Below are 16,794 nucleotides of genomic sequence, written 5' to 3'. Positions count from 1 at the left end.
ACATATGGATGAACTCTGCGTCGCGCCCGCGAGGCGAACCGGTCGGACCAGTACATTCGCGCCGTTCCAGCCGCACAGCCGTAAGGCAGGAGACCGCATCGCCGATGTCCACGGAACGACCCGGAGGAACCCCCTCCCCCCAGTCCTCCCCACCGCGTACGCCGAACCGCCAGTTGGCCGCCCTGATCGCCGAGGCGGGGTTCTCCCACGCCGGCCTCGCCCGGCGGGTGGACCAGCTCGGCCTCGAACACGGCCTCGATCTCCGGTACGACAAGACGTCCGTCACCCGATGGCTGCGCGGCCAGCGCCCGCGCGGTACGACCCCGGCGCTCATCGCCGAGGTCTTCACCCGCCGGCTCGGTCGCCGGCTGTCCGCCCAGGACCTCGGTCTTGAGGCGTGCGCCCCAGTCTACGCGGGTCTCGAATTCGCGACCGGCCCGGCCGAGGCCGTCGACATCGTGTCGGGGCTGTGGCGCAAGGACTCCGGCAGCTACGCCGAACTGCGCAAGATCGCGTTCACACCCGCCGGGCTCGTGGTTCCCAGCCGCGACTGGCTCATCGGGCGCCCCGACGAACGGGTCGCCCGGGGCGAGCCCCCCGAACCCCAACCCCACGCCGGTCCCGCCACCGCCCCCGGCGGGTCCGGCCTGCCCACCGCCCGGGTGCCCGAACAGGTCCGCGGCTCCGGCCGCGCACCGCTGGGCGCCCCGCACGGCGCGGTCCGTCCGCCGGCGGGCCGGCCGCTGCGGCCCGGTGTGCTCGACAGGCTCGACCGCACGGCGGCCCTCGACCCGAGGGCGCCGCACACCGCCGACCGGCTGGACCGCGTGGAGCGCGGCCCGGGCCAGCGCGTCACGGGCGGCGACATCGCCGCGCTCCGCTCGGTCGCCGACCTCTTCCGCGGCCTCGACCAGACGTACGGCGGCGGCCACGCCCGCCAGGCCCTCGTCCGCTACCTCGAACACGAGCTGGAGCCCATGCTGCGCGGCTCCTACGGGGAGCAGGCCGGCCGCCGCCTGTTCGCCGCCGCAGCCGACCTGACGCGGCTGGCCGGCTGGACGGCGTACGACATCGCCGCCCACGGTCTCGCCCAGCGGTACTTCGTGCAGGCGCTGCGCCTCGCGCAGGCGGCGGGCGACCGGGCGTACGGCGGGTACGTCCTGGTGTCGATGAGCCGGCAGGCCGTCTACCTCGGGCACGGCCGCGAGGCGGTGCAGCTCGCGCGGGTGGCGCAGCAGGGGATGGGCGGCTCGGTGCCGCCCGTCGTCCAGGCGCTGCTGCACGCGGCCGAGGCGCGCGGGCACGGCCTGCTGGGCGAGGTGCGGGCCTGCACGGCCGCGCTCGCCAGGGCGGAGCGCGCCCTGGAGGCCGCACGGGCCGGGGACGAGGTGCCGCAGTGGGCGCGGTCGTTCGACGAGGCGCAGCTCGCGGACGAGTTCGGCCACTGCCACCGCGACCTCCAGCAGTACCGCTCGGCGGCGCGCCACGCGGAGCGGTCGCTGCAGTTGCGGGCGCCGGCGTTCGCGCGCAGCCGCCTGTTCTGCCGGGTGGTGCTGGCGTCGGCGCGCCTGGGTCTCGGGGACGTGGACCAGGCGTGTGCCCTGGCCGCCGAGGCGGCGCAGCAGGCGGCGGAGATGCGGTCGGCCCGGGCGTACGAGTACGTCCAGGACTTCGAGCGCCGTCTCGAACCCTTCCGTGACGCGGCGGCGGTCCGCGTGTACCGGGAGAAGGTGGCGGCCCTGGCGTGACACGCCCCGCACCCGGGCCGGTACGGCCCGGGGCGGGCGGGGGCGCGGCGTGGCGGCGGGGGCGCGCCGGGCCGCCCTCGTCACGCGTCCGCCGCCGTCCGGACGACGACGGCCCGCGCACCGGTGTCCCGTGCCGTGGGGGAGGGGACCGCGTCAGTCCCGGCCCACCGGTTCCGGCCCGCCGGCCGCCGCGGTGGCGCAGCGGCGTGCCAGGCGCGCGAAGGCGTCCCTCAGCTCGTCCGGACCGACGACCTCCATGTCGGCGTCGAACCGGCTCGCGGCGGCGGCGAGGCCGACCCACGACCAGGACTCCAGGACGAGCCGGCAGCGGTCGGGGCCGAGTTCCTCGACGACACCGTCGCGCACGTACGGCGCCACCTCGGCGGCGGGCAGCCCGAGGACGACCTCGCCCCGGCACGGCGCGTGCGCCGGGCCGCCGGCCCCCTCGAACCGGCCGGTGATGAAGGCGGCCACCGAGCCGCCGGGCAGGTCGCGCGGCGTGAAACGCGGTCCCGTCGGGACGCGCGGGGTGATCCGGTCCGCGCGGAAGGTCCGCCAGTCCTCCCGGTCGAGGTCCCAGGCGACGAGATACCAGCGCCCGCCCCAGGTGACGAGGTGGTGCGGTTCGACCCGGCGCACGGCCGGTGCCGCTGCGCCCGCCGGCGTGTGGTCGAAGCGCAGCACCTCGCGGGCGTGGACGGCGGCGCCGAGCGCCGCGAGCACCCCGCCGCCGACGCGCGGCGCGGGCCGGGGCGTGGCGCGTTCGACGGCGGTGACGTCGAGGGCGTCGATCCGGCGGCGCAGCCGGGCGGGCATGACCTGACGCACGGTGGTGAGCGCCCGTGCCGCCGCCTCCTCGATGCCGGCGCCCGTGGTGGCGGCGATCCGCAGGGCGACGGCCACGGCGACGGCCTGCTCGTCGTCGAACAGGAGCGGGGGCAGCTCCGCGCCCGCCCCGAGCCGGTACCCGCCGTCGGGTCCCTTGGCGGACAGGACGGGATAGCCGAGGTCGCGCAGGCGGTCGATGTCGCGGCGCACGGTGCGGGGGCTGACGTCCAGCCGCTCGGCCAGCAGCGCTCCCGGCCAGTCGCGGCGGACCTGGAGGAGCGAGAGCAGCGACAGCAGGCGCGCCGAGGTCTTCTGCATGATTCCCATCCTGCCCCCGGTAGAGGTCACGACCTGGCCGCTGCCGCTGGGACGGTGGTCACCGTGCGAGGCGCCGGGCCGCGGCTCCGCGCCGGCACGTTCCGTACCCGATCCGTCGAGAGAAGAGATCCACCATGTCCGTCAGCACCGTGACCCACCTGAACTTCCGGGGCGACGCCCGGGCGGCGCTCACCTTCTACCGGTCCGTCTTCGGCGGGGACCTCGCCGTCGTCACCCACGGGGACACCGGCGAGGCCCGGGTGCCGGCCGAGGCCGACCAGGTGTCCTGGGGACAGGTGACCGCCGAGGGCGGGTTCCGCGTCATGGCCTACGACGTGCCCTCGCACCTGCCGTGGGACCGGGGCGAGAACGCCTTCTTCGTCTCGGTCCGCGGCGCCGCGGCCGAGGAGATCACCGCCTACTGGGAGGGCCTGTCCGAGGGCGCGACGATCGTTCAGCCGCTCGGGCCGGCCGGCTGGGCGCCGCTGTACGGGATGCTGACCGACCGGTTCGGCGTCACCTGGGTCCTGGACGTCGCCGCCGCCTGACCGCGGCCCCACACGACAGGAGCTTCGGGACGTGACGACAGCGAATGCGGGGCGCCGCCGCCCGGCGGCCGTGCTCGGCACCCGCGCCCTGAACCGCGCCACACTCGCCAGGCACCTGCTCCTCGACCGCTCCCCGATGCCGCCCCTCGACGCCGTCGCGCACCTGTGCGGGCTCCAGGCGCAGGAGCCGCAGGAGCCGTTCACCGGGCTCTGGTCGCGGCTGCGGGCGTTCGACCCGGTGGCGTTCTCGGGGCTGCTGACCGGGCGGCGGGTCGTGCGGACGCACCTGATGCGCCGCACCGTCCACCTCGTCACCGCCGGGGACGCCCTGGCGTGGCGGTCTCGGCACGACGCCATGCTGCGCGGCCGTGTCCTCGGGACGTACCGCCGCGAGCTGGCGGGCGTCGACCTGGACGCGCTCGCGGCGGCGGGCCGGGCGGTGCTGGCCGACGGCGCGCCCCGTTCCATGACCGAGCTGGTACGGGCGGTCGCCGACCGGTGGCCGGGCCGCGCGCCGCGGGCGCTCGGCGAGATGCTGGTCGCCGCCCTCGTCCCCATGGCGCAGCTCCCGCCGCGCGGGGTGTGGCGGACGCGGGCGGGGGTGCGCAACGTGCCGCTCGCCGCCTGGCTGGGGCGCGAGCCCGACCCGCCGGACCCGGACGGGACCGACCGGGCGGGGCGGGAGCTGGTGCGGCGCTACCTGGCGGCGTTCGGCCCCGCCGCGTCGGCCGATCTGCGGGCCTGGTGCGGCCTCGCGGGGCTGCCGGCGGCGGTGGCCGCGCTGCGCGGGGAGCTGGTCTCCTTCCGCGACGAGCGGGGAAGGGAACTGCTCGACCTTCCCGACGCGCCGCGGCCGGACCCCGACACCCCGGCACCGGTGCGGTTCCTGCCCGCGTTCGACAACGCGCTCCTCGGCTACCACGACCGGAGCCGGATCGTGGACGACGCGCACCGCGGCCTGTCGGTGGCGGGCGCGCGCGTCGTCCTGGTCGACGGCCGGGTCGCCGCCACGTGGGACGTCGCCTCCGGGACGGTGACCGTCACCCCGCTGGACGGCCGTGGCTGGCCGGGGGCCGAGCGCGACGCCGTGGCCGAGGAGGGGCGGGCGCTGGCGTCGTTCCTCTCCGACGGCGACAGCGACCGCGTGGAGATCGCGGGCACTCCCCGCTGAGCGGGTTCACCACTCCCGCATGTGCCGCGTGACGACGGCGAGGACGCGTGCGCGCAGCTCCGGCTCCGCGGCCGGGTCGAGGTCCTCGGCCGTGAGGACGGCGTCGGTGAAGGCGTCCGGCCCCGCGGGCGGGGACTCGCGCAAACGCCGGGTGTCGGGCGGGGGAGGCAGAAACCGAGGTCGACGCAGAGTTCGTGGAGGAGCTGACCGACGCGCTCCCCGCGTTCGTCGTCCTGTGGCCGCATCGAAGCAGCATGCACCGTGCTCGGCCGGCGCGGTACCCCCGGGGACACCGCGCCGGCCGGGTCAGCCCGCCGGTACGGGGGCGGGGGAGGGGGCGGCGATCCCGCGCGGTTCCTGGTCGGCCGGCAGCCCCAGGTCCGTGAGCAGCGCGCGGGCCGCGCGCCGCGCCGACGCGAGGTCGCCGGCGAGGCCCGGCAGGTCGCGGTGGTCGCCGCACACGTACAGCCCGCCGAGCAGCCGCGCCGACCGCGGCCCGGTGTACGGCGGCGGCACGACCGGCACGGCGTACGGGTCGTGATGGACGGCCAGCAGCCGCCACTCGTCGGCCGGGACGCCGTACAGCTCGGCGAGCTGCGGTCGCGCCGCCTTGTCGAGGAGTTCGGCCGGCTCGCCCGCCCGGGCGCCGAGCGCGACCGAGGTGACGAGGGTGCGGCCGGCCGGCGCGCGGGACGGGTCGGCGGCCGAGGCGGGCAGCGAGTACGCCAGCGGCCCGCGGCCCGCCGTGTCGACGAGCAGCGCGGCGGCGCCCGTGAGCCGGCCGGGCGCGGCGTGGTGCAGGACGGTGACGGGCCGGAACTCGGGCACGCGCAGCCCCGGCAGCAGTCGCGCCGCCTCGGGCGCGCCGGTCGCGACGACGACGGCGCGGCACCCGAACGTCCCCAGTCCGGCCGTCCGCACCTCGGTGGTGGCCACGGAGGTGACGCGCGCGCCGGTGACGACGGCGCCGGCGGGCAGTCCGGCGGCGAGGAGGTCGGGCAGCGCGGCGGACCCGCCCGCGGGCAGTCCGATGCCGCGGCGCGCCACCGCGCGCAGCGTGAGGTCGCCGAGGCGGCTCGAGGTGGCGAGGTCGGCGTCGTGGAGGAGCGCGGCGAGCAGGGGACGCAGGACCCGCTCCGCCATGCGCGGGGGTATGCCGGGGGCCGCGAGGGCCTCCCGCGCGGTGGGTTCCTGCCGGGGCCGGGGGACGCGGGCGAGCGTGGCCAGGCCGGCGCGCAGCCAGGCGTGGTCGAACGCGGTGGGCAGCGGCCGCAGGCCCGGCGCGGCGCCGATGCGGTGCGGGTGGGGGCCGGTGCCGTGCAGAACGATCCCGCCGGTGAGGCGCCGCAGCGGCAGGGGGCGCGGCAGCCGGGCGAGGGCGGCCGATCCGGGCAGCGCCAGGCGGCTGCCCCGGTCGAGCCGGAAGCCGGCGTGTTCCTCGGTGGCCATGCGGCCCCCGATCCGTCCGGCGGCTTCGAGAACGGTGACGGTCAGGCCGGCGGCCGCCAGCTGCTGGGCGGCGGCGAGCCCCGCCGGGCCGGCTCCGACGACGACGACGTCGGACTCCGTGCGGTGCGGTCGGCGCTTGAGCACGTGGCCTCCTGGTGAGGTGGTCGGTGCGTCCGAGCGGCGGGCTCAGGACCGGGGTGGGGTCATGAGGGTTGTGGTGCCCGCTCGTGGCGCGGGCAACGCCCGAACCGCCTGTGACCCTCTCACGCGGTCCACGCCCGGTCAGGGCGCGTGCCCCGGGCACGGGGGCACACCGACGGCGCGCCGCCGGGCGCGGAACCCGCCGATGGCGCCGTGTCCCGCGTCGCCCGGCGGCGGCGCGGCGCGTTCGGTGCCCGGGTGAACGGTCAGGTCAGTGCCGCCCGTACCGCCGATTCCACCGTCGGGTGGCGGAACGTGAAGCCCGCCTCCAGCAGCCGCGCCGGAAGGACCCGCTGGCTGCCCAGCACGTCCTCGGCGAACTGCCCGAGCACCAGCCGCAGCAGCGGAGCCGGTACGGGGAAGACGGCCGGGCGGTGCAGCACCCGGGCCATCACGCGGGTGACCTCGCGGTTCGTCACCGGCTCGGGGCCGGTCAGGTTCACCGGCCCGGACAGCCCACCGCCCGCGTCGCCGTCGAGCGCAAGCAGGAACCGCAGCGCCGCCACGTGGTCGCCCAGCGAGATCGCCGACCAGTACTGCCGGCCGTCGCCGAGCCGCCCGCCCAGGCCGGCGCGGAACAGCGGGAACAGCCGCCCCCACGCCCCACCCGACCGCGCCACCACCAGGCCGGTCCGTGCGAGGACGGTACGGACGCCGGCGTCGGCCGCCGGCCGCGCCGCCGCCTCCCAGGCGACCGACACGTCCGCAAGGAACCCGCTGCCCGCGGGCGCCGACTCGTCCACCGCGCGGTCGCCCGTGTCGCCGTACCAGCCGATCGCGCTGCCGCACAGGAACGTCGCGGGCCGCCGGTCCAGGGACGCGATCGCGGCCGCGACGGCCGCCGTGCCGAGGACCCGGCTGTCCCGCAGCACCTGCTTGTAGTGGGTCGTCCAGCGGTGGTCCGCCACCCCGGCGCCCGCGAGATGGACCACGGCGTCGCAGCCGTCGATGGCGGCGGCCGTCATCTCCTGCTGCCGCCCGGACGGGTCCCAGCGCGCCTCGTCCGGGCGGGACGGGGCGCCGCGCACGAGCCGGACGACCCGGTGCCCGTCCCCGCGCAGCGCCCGGACGAGCGCGCCGCCGATGAGCCCGGACGAACCGGTGACCGCGATACGTGCCATGGCCCCATCCTCGCCGATCATGCCGACGCGGGGCCACCCGCCGCGTCCCGCGCCGCGCCCCCCGGCGCGCCGCCGCCGCGGAAGCGCGCCCACAGCGCCGGGTAGGCGGCCGCGAGCGCCGCCGGGTCGTCGAGGTCGGGGCGTACGCCCTCCGGCGCGCCCGGCGGTTCGGGCAGGCCGAGGTCCGGCAGCTCGTCGCCGGTGAGGCGCTCGTACGCGTCGTACGCCGCGAACCCGAACTCCTCCGCGTCCGCCGCCACCGCCGGGTCGAAGCCGGGCGGCAGCAGCCGCGCCAGCGCGTCCGGGTCCTGCAGCGCCCCCTCGAACACGTCGCGCCCCCCGGCGATCAGCAGACATCTGACGTTCTCGAACGTCTCGTCGTCCACCGGCGGCCCGTCCCCGGCCCCGACGACGACCTGCGCGGCACCCCACAGGTCCCACCGGTACGCCCGGCCGAGGCGCGACTCGACGTGGCGGGCGAAGTCGGTGACGGTCTCGGGGTCGAGGTCGCACAGCCGCTCCACGAGCAGGTCGGCGTGCGCGTCGGGGGCACCGTCCGCCGCGGCCCGCGTGCTGTCCACCAGCTCCCAGAAGTCCGACTCGTACATCACGCCACCAGCATCCGCGCCACGCGCCCGGACCGCACGCCGAACCGTCCCGGCGCGGGACGGCCGCACACCTCGGAAAACCTGACAGAGGATGACCGGTATCCCTGCGAGTCTCGGACCATCACCCCGCACGACCATGGGAAGGAACCCTGTGCAGCAGCAGACCGACGCCCCCCTCGCCGGCCGGACCGCCCTCGTCGCGGGCGCGACGCGCGGTGCCGGACGCGCCATCGCCGTCGCGCTGGGCGCCGCCGGCGCGACCGTCTACGTCACCGGCCGTACCACCCGTACGTCCGTCAGCGAGGTCGGCCGCGCGAGCGAGACCATCGAGGGCACGGCCGAACGCGTCACCGCCGCCGGTGGCGAGGGCGTCGCCGTCCCGACCGACCACCTCGACCCGGCGCAGGTCCGCGCCCTCGTCGCCCGGATCGACCGCGAGCAGGGGCGGCTCGACGTCCTCGTCAATGACATCTGGGGCGGCGAGCGCCTGATGGACTACCCCTTCACTCGCCCGATGTGGGAGCAGGACCTGGACAAGGGCCTGCGCATGCTGCGGCTCGGCGTCGAGACGCACCTCATCACGAGCCACTGCGCCCTCCCGCTCCTCACCCGCCGGCCGGGCGGGCTGCTGGTCGAGGTGACGGACGGCACCGCCGAGTCGAACGCCCGCTACCGCGAGCAGCTCTTCTACGACCTCACGAAGTACGCGCCGATCCGCATGGCGTTCGGCCTCGGCGAGGAGCTGGCGAAGGTGGGGTGCGCGGCGGTGTCCGTCACGCCGGGCTTCCTGCGGTCGGAGCAGATGCTGGAGGAGGCGTTCGGCGTCACGGAGGAGAACTGGCGGGACGCCATCGCGAAGGAACCGGTGTTCGCGGTCTCCGAGTCGCCCGCGTACGTGGGGCGGGCCGTCGCCGCGCTCGCGGCCGACCCCGGGGTGGCGCGCTGGAACGGCCGGTCCCTCTCCAGCGGGCAGCTCGCCCGGGTGTACGGCTTCACCGACACGGACGGGTCGCGGCCGGACGCGTGGTCGTACATCAGGGACAAGGTGTACGAGGGGAAGGACGTGGACGTGGCGGACTACCGGTGAGCCGCCGTCAGCGGTCGTAGAGCGCCGCCATGCCGCGCGCAGCCGCGGCGAGGTCCGCCCGCAGCTGCGGCGGACCCAGCACCTCGCACTCGGCGCCGAGTGCGAGGAACTGTTCGCGGGCCACGGCGAGGGACTCGACGCGCAGGACGGCGGTGATGCGGCCGGCCGCGTCCGGCGGTCCCGCGGCGGCCAGCGCCTCGGCGGCCGCCGTCCGGTCGGTGACCCGGTGCAGTGCCCGGACGCCGGCCGGGGTGAGGCGCAGTTCCACGGTCGCCGTCAGGAGGGAGCGGGCGAAGGCGGCCGACCGTTCGGCCCAGAAGTCCGGCAGGTCGAACGCCGGGTCACGGGTGAACGGATCGGCCGCCGGGACGGCCCGGGAGAACCGGTCGACCCGGTACACGCGCCACGCGTCCCCGCCCTCGTGGTCGGGCACCCTGGCGGCCAGGTACCAGACGCCGGCCTTCAGCACGAGACCGTACGGCTCCAGCGTCCGCGTGACCGCGGTGCCGTCCCGCCGGGCGTACCCGGCGGCGAGCCGTCGGTCCTCCCAGACGGCGGCGGCCACGGCGGGCAGCAGCGCGGGCGTCGCGGGCGGCTGCCACCAGCCGGGCGCATCGAGGTGGAACCGCTGCGCCGCGCTGCCGGCCGCGTCCCGCAGCTCGGGCCGCAGCGCCGCCGACACCTTCAGCCGTGCCGCCGACGCGGCGTCGGCGAGGCCGAGCGCGCGCAGCGCGGCGGGGACGCCGGAGAGGAACAGGGCCTCGGCCTCGTCGCGGCCGAGGCCGGTGAGGCGGGTGCGGTAGCCGTCGAGGAGCCGGTAGCCGCCGCCGCGGCCGCGGTCGGCGTAGACGGGGACGCCCGCCTCGGACAGGGCCTCCACGTCGCGGGCGACGGTACGGAGGGAGACGCCGAGTTCCGCGGCCAGCTCGCCGGCGGTCATGCCCCGGCGGGACTGGAGCAGCAGGACCAACGAGATGAGCCGGGCAGCGCGCACCGGCCCATCATGGCGGGACCGGCCCCGCCCGGGGAGGGGCGGGGGAGGTGAACCGTGAGGGCCGGGTCCCGGCCTTGGCGCGACATTCGGGACCCGGGCCTCCAGTGGGAACCGCACCGCGGGGCAGGACAGGAGCTTCGCGGCGGGCTCGCTTGCGGTGAAACCATAGCCCTCTGATCGATGATCGATCAAAGGGTTCGGGTCAAAAAATCATCGAATCGGAGAAATTGGCACGGGATGCCAGGCGCTCAGGCACGGGGTGCACAGTTCAGGACATGCTCCTTGACCAGCCGCCCGATCTCCGGGTCACGGCGGGTGAACGCGTCGACCAGCTCCTGGTGCTCCTCCGCGTACGACCGCTGCCGCGTCCCCAGCCAGCGGATCGACAGGGCCGTCCACACCTCGATGCCCAGGGACTCCCAGGTGTGGAGCAGGACGCTGTTGCCCGCGGCGCGGACCAGCGCCCGGTGGAACGCCACCGTGTGCCCGACCTGCGCCTCCGCGTCGGCCAGCCGGTCCGCCTCGTACAGCGCCGCGACCTCCGGCGACAGCTCCGAGACATCCCGCGCCAGCCGCTCCGCAGCCAGTTCGGCCGCCATCTGTTCGAGCCCGGCGCGGACCGGGTAGATCTCCTCCAGATCGGCGGCGGCCAGCGCGCGGACCCTGACCCCCTTGTTCGGCACCGACTCGATGAGCCGCAGCGCCTCCAGCTCGCGCAGCGCCTCGCGTACGGGCGTCTGGCTGACGCTCAGCTCGACGGCGATGCGCCGCTCCACGATCCGTTCGCCCGGCTGCCAGCGCCCGCTGACGATGCCCTCCACGATGTGCTCGCGGATCTGCTCGCGCAGCGAACGCACGATGGGCGGACTCATTCCGCACGCTCCTGTCCTGATTCGGCCCCGGCCCGGAACGGGTCGGGGGAGGCGGCGAGACGGCCGCGCCCCGCCCGGAGAGCTCCGGGCGGGGCGCGGCGCGGTCCTGCTGCCGGGTTACAGGCCGAGCTCACCCTCGAACTGGCCGGCCTCCAGACGCTCCTTCACGTCGCCCAGGTAGCGGGCGGCGTCGGCGCCGTCCACGAGCTGGTGGTCGTAGGAGAGCGTCAGGTAGACCATGTCGCGGATCGCGATGGTCTCGCCGAGGTCCGGGTGGTTCACCACCACGGGACGGCGCACCGTCGCCCCGATGCCCAGCTCGGCGACCTGCGGGTAGTTCACGATGATCGTGTCGAACAGCGCGCCGCGCGAACCGGTGTTGCTGATGGTGAAGGTGCCGCCGGACATGTCGTCGGGCGTCAGGCCCTTGCCGCGGACCTTCGCCGCCAGCTCCGCCGTCTTCTTCGCGATGCCGGCCAGCGACAGGTCGCCCGCACCCTTGATGACGGGGACCATCAGGCCCTTCTCGGAGTCCACGGCGATGCCGACGTTCTCCACGTCGTGGTACGTGACGGTGCCGTCGTCGTTGATCCGGGCGTTGATCGCCGGGTGGGCCTTCAGCGCCTCGGCCGCCGCCTTCACGAAGAACGGCATCGGCGACAGCTTCACGCCCTCGCGCGCCTGGAACGCCTCCTTGGCCTTCGCCCGCAGCCGCATCAGGCGCGTGACGTCGACCTCCACGACCGTGGAGAGCTGCGCCTGGTTCTGCAGCGCCTTGATCATGTTCTCGCCGATGACCTTGCGGATACGGCTCATCTTGACCGTCTGGCCGCGCAGCGGGGACGGCTGGACCGGCGCGGGACCGGACGGCCGCGCCGCGGTGGCGGCGGCCGCCGGGGCGGGGGCCTTCGCGGCCTCGGCCGCGGCCAGGACGTCCTGCTTGCGGATACGGCCGCCGACGCCCGAGCCCTTGACGGACGTGAGGTCGACACCGTTCTCCGAGGCCAGCTTCCGGACGAGCGGCGTGACGTACGCGCCGTCCGTCGCCGGGGCGGGCTCCTGGGCGCGGCGCGCGGCCGGGGCCTGCGCGGGCGCCTTCGGCTGCGCCGGCGCGGGGGCCGCGGCCGGAGCGGCGGGCTGCGCCGGGGCGGGGGCCTGTGCGGCCGGTGCGGGGGCCGGAGCAGCCGGGGCTGCGGGCTGCGGCTCGGGGGCCTTCGCCGGCTCGGGGGCGGCGGGCTCGGCCGGGGCCGGGGCGGCCGGAGCGGCCCCCGCGGCACCGATGACGCCGAGCTTCGCGCCGACCTCGGCCGTCTCGTCCTCGCCGACCGTGATCTCCAGCAGGGTGCCGGCGACGGGCGACGGGATCTCGGTGTCGACCTTGTCGGTGGAGACCTCGAGCAGCGGCTCGTCGGCCTCGACGCTCTCGCCGACCGCCTTGAGCCAGCGGGTGACGGTGCCCTCGGTGACGGACTCGCCGAGCGCCGGCAGGACCACGTCGGTGCCCTCGGCCGCGCCGCCGGACGGCTGCGCTGCGGGGGCCTCGGCCGGCTGGGCCGGGGCGGCGGGCTGGGCGGGCTGCGCCGGCTCGGGCTGCGGCGCGGCCTGCTCCTGCTGCGCCGGCGCCGGTGCGGCGGCGGGCGCGCCGGAACCGTCGTCGATGATCGCCAGTTCGGCGCCCACCTCGACGGTCTCGTCCTCGGCGACCTTGATCGACGCCAGGACACCGGCGGCGGGCGACGGGATCTCGGTGTCGACCTTGTCGGTGGAGACCTCGAGCAACGGCTCGTCGGCCTCCACGTGCTCGCCCTCGGCCTTGAGCCAGCGGGTGACGGTGCCCTCGGTCACGCTCTCGCCGAGCGCCGGAAGGGTTACGGAAACCGCCATGGTTTCTGTTGCTCCTTACGAAAAGTGGCGGATGGAAACGCGCTCCGGTGATGTCGCGCCAAGCTCAGTCATGGGAGTGCAGCGGCTTGCCGGCGAGCGCGAGGTGGGCCTCGCCGAGCGCCTCGTTCTGCGTGGGGTGGGCGTGGATGAGCTGAGCCACCTCGGACGGCAGCGCCTCCCAGTTGTAGATCAGCTGGGCCTCGCCGACCTGCTCACCGAGCCGGTCCCCGACCATGTGGACGCCGACGACGGCGCCGTCCCGGACGCGCACGAGCTTGATCTCGCCCGCCGTCTTCAGGATCTTGCTCCGGCCGTTGCCGGCCAGGTTGTACTTCAGCGTGACCACCTGGTCCGCGCCGTACCGCTCCTTGGCACGGGCCTCGGTGATCCCCACGGAGGCGACCTCCGGGTGGCAGTAGGTGACGCGCGGCACACCGTCGTAGTCGATCGGCACCGGCGTGAGGCCGGCCAGCCGCTCCGCCACGAGGATGCCCTCGGCGAACCCGACGTGCGCGAGCTGGAGCGTCGGGACGAGGTCGCCGACCGCCGAGATCGTCGGCACGTTGGTGCGGCAGTACTCGTCCACCAGGACGAAGCCGCGCTCCATGGCGACTCCGGCCTCCTCGTAGCCGAGGCCCTGCGAGACGGGGCCGCGCCCGATGGCGACGAGCAGCAGCTCCGCCTCGAACACCTTGCCGTTCGCCAGGGTGACGCGCACACCGTCGGCCGTGTACTCGGCGGACTGGAAGAAGGAGCCGAGGGAGAAGGCGATGCCCCGCTTGCGGAAAGCGCGCTCCAGGAGCTTGGAGCTGTTCTCGTCCTCGGCGGGGACGAGGTGCGGCAGCCCCTCGACGATCGTCACGTCGGTGCCGAACGACTTCCACGCGGACGCGAACTCGACACCGATCACACCGCCGCCCAGCACGATCGCGGACTTCGGCACCCGGTCGAGGACCAGCGCGTGGTCGGAGGAGATGATCCGGTCGCCGTCGATCGTCAGGCCCGGCAGGGACCTGGGGACGGAACCGGTGGCCAGCAGGACGTGCCGGCCGGTGTACGTCCGGCCGTTCACCTCGACGGCGGTGGGGGACGCGAGACGGCCCTCGCCCTCCACGTAGGTGATCTTCCGGGAGGCCACGAGGCCCTGGAGCCCCTTGTAGAGGCCGGCGATCACGCCGTCCTTGTACTTGTGGACCCCGGCGATGTCGATGCCGTCGAAGGTCGTCCTGACCCCGAACTCACTGCCCTCGCGCGCGGCGTCGGCGATCTCGCCGGCGTGCAGCAGGGCCTTGGTGGGGATGCAGCCGTTGTGCAGACAGGTGCCGCCCAGCTTGTTCTTCTCGATGAGGGCGACGTCCAGACCGAGCTGGGACGCCCGCAGGGCCGCGGCGTACCCGCCGCTGCCACCCCCGAGGATCACCAGGTCGTAAACGGTGCCGGCGTCGTTCGCCACGTCACGTTCCTCCAAGATGGGGTTGTCGGCCGCCGCTGTGGACGGCGGTGTGCGGCTCGCCTGGGTGGTTGAGCCGGGCCCTGTCCTGCCGGAGCCCATCTTCGCACGCTGCCCCGGAAGGCCGGACGCCGCCCGGTGCCCCGGGGCGGGGCGGCGTCCGGCACCGGATCAGCCGGCCAGTTCCCCGTCGGCGACGCGCTCGGCCAGCCGCACCAGGGTGCGGACGGCGGAGCCGGTGCCGCCCTTGGGCGTGTAGCCGAACGGGCCGCCCTCGTTGAACGCGGGACCCGCGATGTCCAGGTGGCCCCAGCGTGTGCCGTCGGTCACGAACTCCTGGAGGAAGACGCCCGCGGTCAGCCCGCCGCCCCAGCGCTCGCCGACGTTGGCGAGGTCGGCGACCGGGGACTTCAGGGTGTCCAGCAGGTCGGCGGGCAGCGGCAGCGGCCAGGACGCCTCGCCGGCCTGCCCCGCCGTCTCGTGCACCAGCGTCCGGAACGCGTCGTCGTTCGCCATGACGCCGAAGGTGCGCTTGCCGAGCGCCACCATCATGGCGCCGGTCAGGGTGGCGATGTCGACGAGGGCGTCGGGGGACTCCTCGCAGGCCCGCGCGAGGGCGTCGGCCATGACGAGGCGGCCCTCGGCGTCGGTGTTGAGAACCTCGACGGTCTTGCCGCCGTACATCGTCAGCACGTCGCCGGGCCGGGTGGAGCTGCCGGACGGCATGTTCTCGGCGAGCGCGAGCCAGCCCGTCACGTTCACCGCGAGCCCGAGGCGGGCGGCGGCGACGACCGTGGAGAACACGGCGGCGGCGCCGCCCATGTCGCACTTCATGGTCTCGTTCGCGCCGACCGGCTTCAGGGACAGGCCGCCGGAGTCGTAGGTGATCCCCTTGCCGACCAGGGCGAGGGTCGCGGCGGCGGCCGGGCTGCGCCAGGCGACGCGGACCAGGCGCGGCGGGGAGTCGGAGCCCTGGCCGACGCCGAGGATGCCGCCGTAGCCGCCCTCGGCGAGCCGCGTCTCGTCCAGGATCTCGACCTCGACGCCGTACTCGGGGGCCGCGCTCTCCACGAGGGCGGCGAACCGGGCGGGGTTGAGCGCGTTGGCCGGGGTGTTCACGAGGTCACGGGCGCGGGCGACCTCCTCGGCCACGACCAGCGCCCGTTCGGCGGCGGCGGTGTGCGACGCCTCGGCGGCGCCCGGGTCGAGCACGGTGATCCGTGCGAGCGGCCCGGCGCCCTCGTGGCCGCGGCCCTTGAACGCGGTGAACGTGTAGGCGCCCAGCAGCGCGCCCTCCGTCACGGCGGCGAGGGCGCCGTCGCCGTCCACGGGCAGCGCGAAGGCGGCGTGCTCGGAGCCGGCCAGGGCGCGGGCGGCCGCTCCGGCGGCGCGGCGCAGCGTCTCGGGCGCGTACGGCTCGCCCGCCTCGGGGGCGGCGCCGAGGCCGACGGCCACCACGAGCGGCGCCGGGACGCCGTCGGGCGTGGGCAGCCTGGTGATCTCCTCGGCCTCGCCCTTCGCGCCGACGGTGGCGAGGGCCGACGCGAGCCGGCCGCCGAACGCCTCGTCCACGGCAGCGGCGGCGGCCGGCCCGGGGGCGGGCACCGGACCCGAGCCGCCCTTGACGAGGCCGATGACGACGGCGTCGGCCGGGACCGAGGTCGCGGAGAGATTGCTGAGGGTCAGTTCAGTCACGGTGCTGTGGTTTCCGTTCCGTCGGGGTCGTCGGCAGCGGCCCGCGGCCCCGCGGCGCCTCCGGGGCGGTGGGGCGGCGGCATCAGAAGACTACGCCCGGCCTCCGGCGCACCGGGCGTACGCCGTACCGCGCCATCCGCGCCGCCGTGCGGGGGTGTTCAGGACGGATCCGTGTCCGTGAGGCCCAGCGACCGGACCGCGGCGTCGATCGCGGTGGCGAGGCGCGCGGGGTCGTGGCCCGCGCGCTCCCTCACCCGCAGGCCGAGGACGGTGGTGAAGAGCAGTTCGACGGCGTCGTCGATGTCGAGGCCGGCGGGCAGTTCGCCCCGGTGGCGGCCCGTGAGAAGGAGGCCGCGCAGCGCCTGCCGGGTGACGTCGAACGCGGCTTCGGTCCGCCGGCGGACCTCGTCGTCGGTCGTGCCCAGCTCGGTGGCCGTGTTGACCACGAAGCAGCCGCGTCCGTGTTCGGCCCCGGGCGGGCAGGTGACCAGCCACAGCATCCAGTCCCGCAGCACCCGGTGGACGGGCCGGCCGTCGGCGTCCGCGACCAGCCGGTCCCCGGCCCGGGCGGATTCGGTGGCCCGGTAGTGGTCGAGCGCGCGGAGGAACAGGGTGTGTTTGTCGGTGAACGTCCGGTACATGCTGCTCGGCGTGAGGTCGAGTTCGTCGCCGAGGTCGCGCACCGAGGTGGCGTTGTAGCCGCGGCGCCAGAAGAGCCCGGTCGCCCTGGCGACCGCGTCCCGCTCGTCGAACTGTCGTGGGCGTGCCATGCGCGCCAGCCTACCGGAGTTGTGGAGCGATCGTTCCCGTACTAGGGTCG

15 protein-coding genes are annotated in these 16,794 nt (G+C 75.9%); 4 read left to right on the top strand and 11 right to left on the bottom strand.

Going from position 1 to position 16,794, the window contains the following annotated elements; all coding sequences use genetic code 11:
* The first annotated feature begins 104 nt into the window (after nucleotides 1-104).
* Complete coding sequence (locus tag EMA09_RS05535) at nucleotides 105-1,748, top strand: regulator (RefSeq protein ID WP_129839454.1); 1,644 nt, start codon at nucleotides 105-107, stop codon at nucleotides 1,746-1,748.
* 153 nt (nucleotides 1,749-1,901) lie between these two features.
* Here EMA09_RS05535 and EMA09_RS05530 read toward each other — a convergent pair whose 3' ends face one another.
* Nucleotides 1,902-2,894 carry a WYL domain-containing protein gene (locus EMA09_RS05530; protein ID WP_129839452.1) on the bottom strand — a complete coding sequence of 331 codons (993 nt, stop codon included), beginning with the start codon at nucleotides 2,892-2,894 and terminating at the stop codon, nucleotides 1,902-1,904.
* Nucleotides 2,895-3,028: 134 nt separating this feature from the next.
* Here EMA09_RS05530 and EMA09_RS05525 point away from each other — a divergent pair, with 134 nt between their 5' ends.
* Entirely contained in the window at nucleotides 3,029-3,442 is a 414-nt protein-coding gene (locus EMA09_RS05525; RefSeq protein WP_129839450.1) for a VOC family protein, read from the top strand.
* Between the two features lie 31 nt (nucleotides 3,443-3,473).
* Entirely contained in the window at nucleotides 3,474-4,613 is a 1,140-nt protein-coding gene (locus EMA09_RS05520) for a winged helix DNA-binding domain-containing protein (protein ID WP_129839448.1), read from the top strand.
* A 6-nt stretch (nucleotides 4,614-4,619) separates the two neighbouring features.
* Here EMA09_RS05520 and EMA09_RS28835 read toward each other — a convergent pair whose 3' ends face one another.
* The 4 genes from EMA09_RS28835 to EMA09_RS05500 form a co-directional block, all read right to left on the bottom strand.
* Nucleotides 4,620-4,757: a hypothetical protein gene (locus EMA09_RS28835; RefSeq protein WP_240796239.1), complete on the bottom strand. Its 138-nt coding sequence runs from the start codon at nucleotides 4,755-4,757 to the stop codon at nucleotides 4,620-4,622.
* Between the two features lie 162 nt (nucleotides 4,758-4,919).
* Nucleotides 4,920-6,206, bottom strand: a complete 1,287-nt coding sequence (locus EMA09_RS05510; RefSeq protein WP_129839446.1) for an FAD-dependent oxidoreductase — start codon at nucleotides 6,204-6,206, stop codon at nucleotides 4,920-4,922.
* A gap of 263 nt (nucleotides 6,207-6,469) precedes the next feature.
* Entirely contained in the window at nucleotides 6,470-7,384 is a 915-nt protein-coding gene (locus tag EMA09_RS05505; protein WP_240796238.1) for a TIGR01777 family oxidoreductase, read from the bottom strand.
* A gap of 17 nt (nucleotides 7,385-7,401) precedes the next feature.
* A complete protein-coding gene (locus EMA09_RS05500) occupies nucleotides 7,402-7,992 on the bottom strand; it encodes a DUF4240 domain-containing protein (protein ID WP_129843843.1) in 591 nt (196 codons plus the stop codon).
* A 151-nt stretch (nucleotides 7,993-8,143) separates the two neighbouring features.
* Here EMA09_RS05500 and EMA09_RS05495 point away from each other — a divergent pair, with 151 nt between their 5' ends.
* A complete protein-coding gene (locus EMA09_RS05495) occupies nucleotides 8,144-9,079 on the top strand; it encodes an SDR family oxidoreductase (protein ID WP_240796237.1) in 936 nt (311 codons plus the stop codon).
* 7 nt (nucleotides 9,080-9,086) lie between these two features.
* On the opposite strand, the gene EMA09_RS05490 is transcribed toward EMA09_RS05495, so the two are convergent.
* The 6 genes from EMA09_RS05490 to EMA09_RS05465 all read right to left on the bottom strand — a co-directional run bounded on the left by EMA09_RS05490 (nucleotide 9,087) and on the right by EMA09_RS05465 (nucleotide 16,744).
* Nucleotides 9,087-10,073, bottom strand: a complete 987-nt coding sequence (locus tag EMA09_RS05490) for a WYL domain-containing protein (RefSeq protein ID WP_129839441.1) — start codon at nucleotides 10,071-10,073, stop codon at nucleotides 9,087-9,089.
* A gap of 248 nt (nucleotides 10,074-10,321) precedes the next feature.
* Complete coding sequence (locus EMA09_RS05485; RefSeq protein ID WP_129839439.1) at nucleotides 10,322-10,945, bottom strand: GntR family transcriptional regulator; 624 nt, start codon at nucleotides 10,943-10,945, stop codon at nucleotides 10,322-10,324.
* Nucleotides 10,946-11,062: 117 nt separating this feature from the next.
* Nucleotides 11,063-12,829 (bottom strand): 2-oxoglutarate dehydrogenase, E2 component, dihydrolipoamide succinyltransferase, encoded by a 1,767-nt coding sequence (sucB, locus tag EMA09_RS05480; RefSeq protein WP_129839437.1) that lies wholly within the window; start codon nucleotides 12,827-12,829, stop codon nucleotides 11,063-11,065.
* Between the two features lie 64 nt (nucleotides 12,830-12,893).
* Nucleotides 12,894-14,282: a dihydrolipoyl dehydrogenase gene (gene lpdA, locus EMA09_RS05475; protein ID WP_129839435.1), complete on the bottom strand. Its 1,389-nt coding sequence runs from the start codon at nucleotides 14,280-14,282 to the stop codon at nucleotides 12,894-12,896.
* A gap of 168 nt (nucleotides 14,283-14,450) precedes the next feature.
* Nucleotides 14,451-15,974 (bottom strand): leucyl aminopeptidase, encoded by a 1,524-nt coding sequence (locus EMA09_RS05470; RefSeq protein ID WP_129839433.1) that lies wholly within the window; start codon nucleotides 15,972-15,974, stop codon nucleotides 14,451-14,453.
* Nucleotides 15,975-16,132: 158 nt separating this feature from the next.
* Nucleotides 16,133-16,744 carry a TetR/AcrR family transcriptional regulator gene (locus EMA09_RS05465; protein WP_129839431.1) on the bottom strand — a complete coding sequence of 204 codons (612 nt, stop codon included), beginning with the start codon at nucleotides 16,742-16,744 and terminating at the stop codon, nucleotides 16,133-16,135.
* Nucleotides 16,745-16,794: the final 50 nt, after the last annotated feature.

The sequence above is a fragment of the Streptomyces sp. RFCAC02 genome (assembly GCF_004193175.1).
GTDB lineage: Bacteria > Actinomycetota > Actinomycetes > Streptomycetales > Streptomycetaceae > Streptomyces.
The sequence above is the reverse complement of the archived record's forward strand: the minus strand, read 5'-3'. Positions and strand labels throughout refer to the sequence as shown.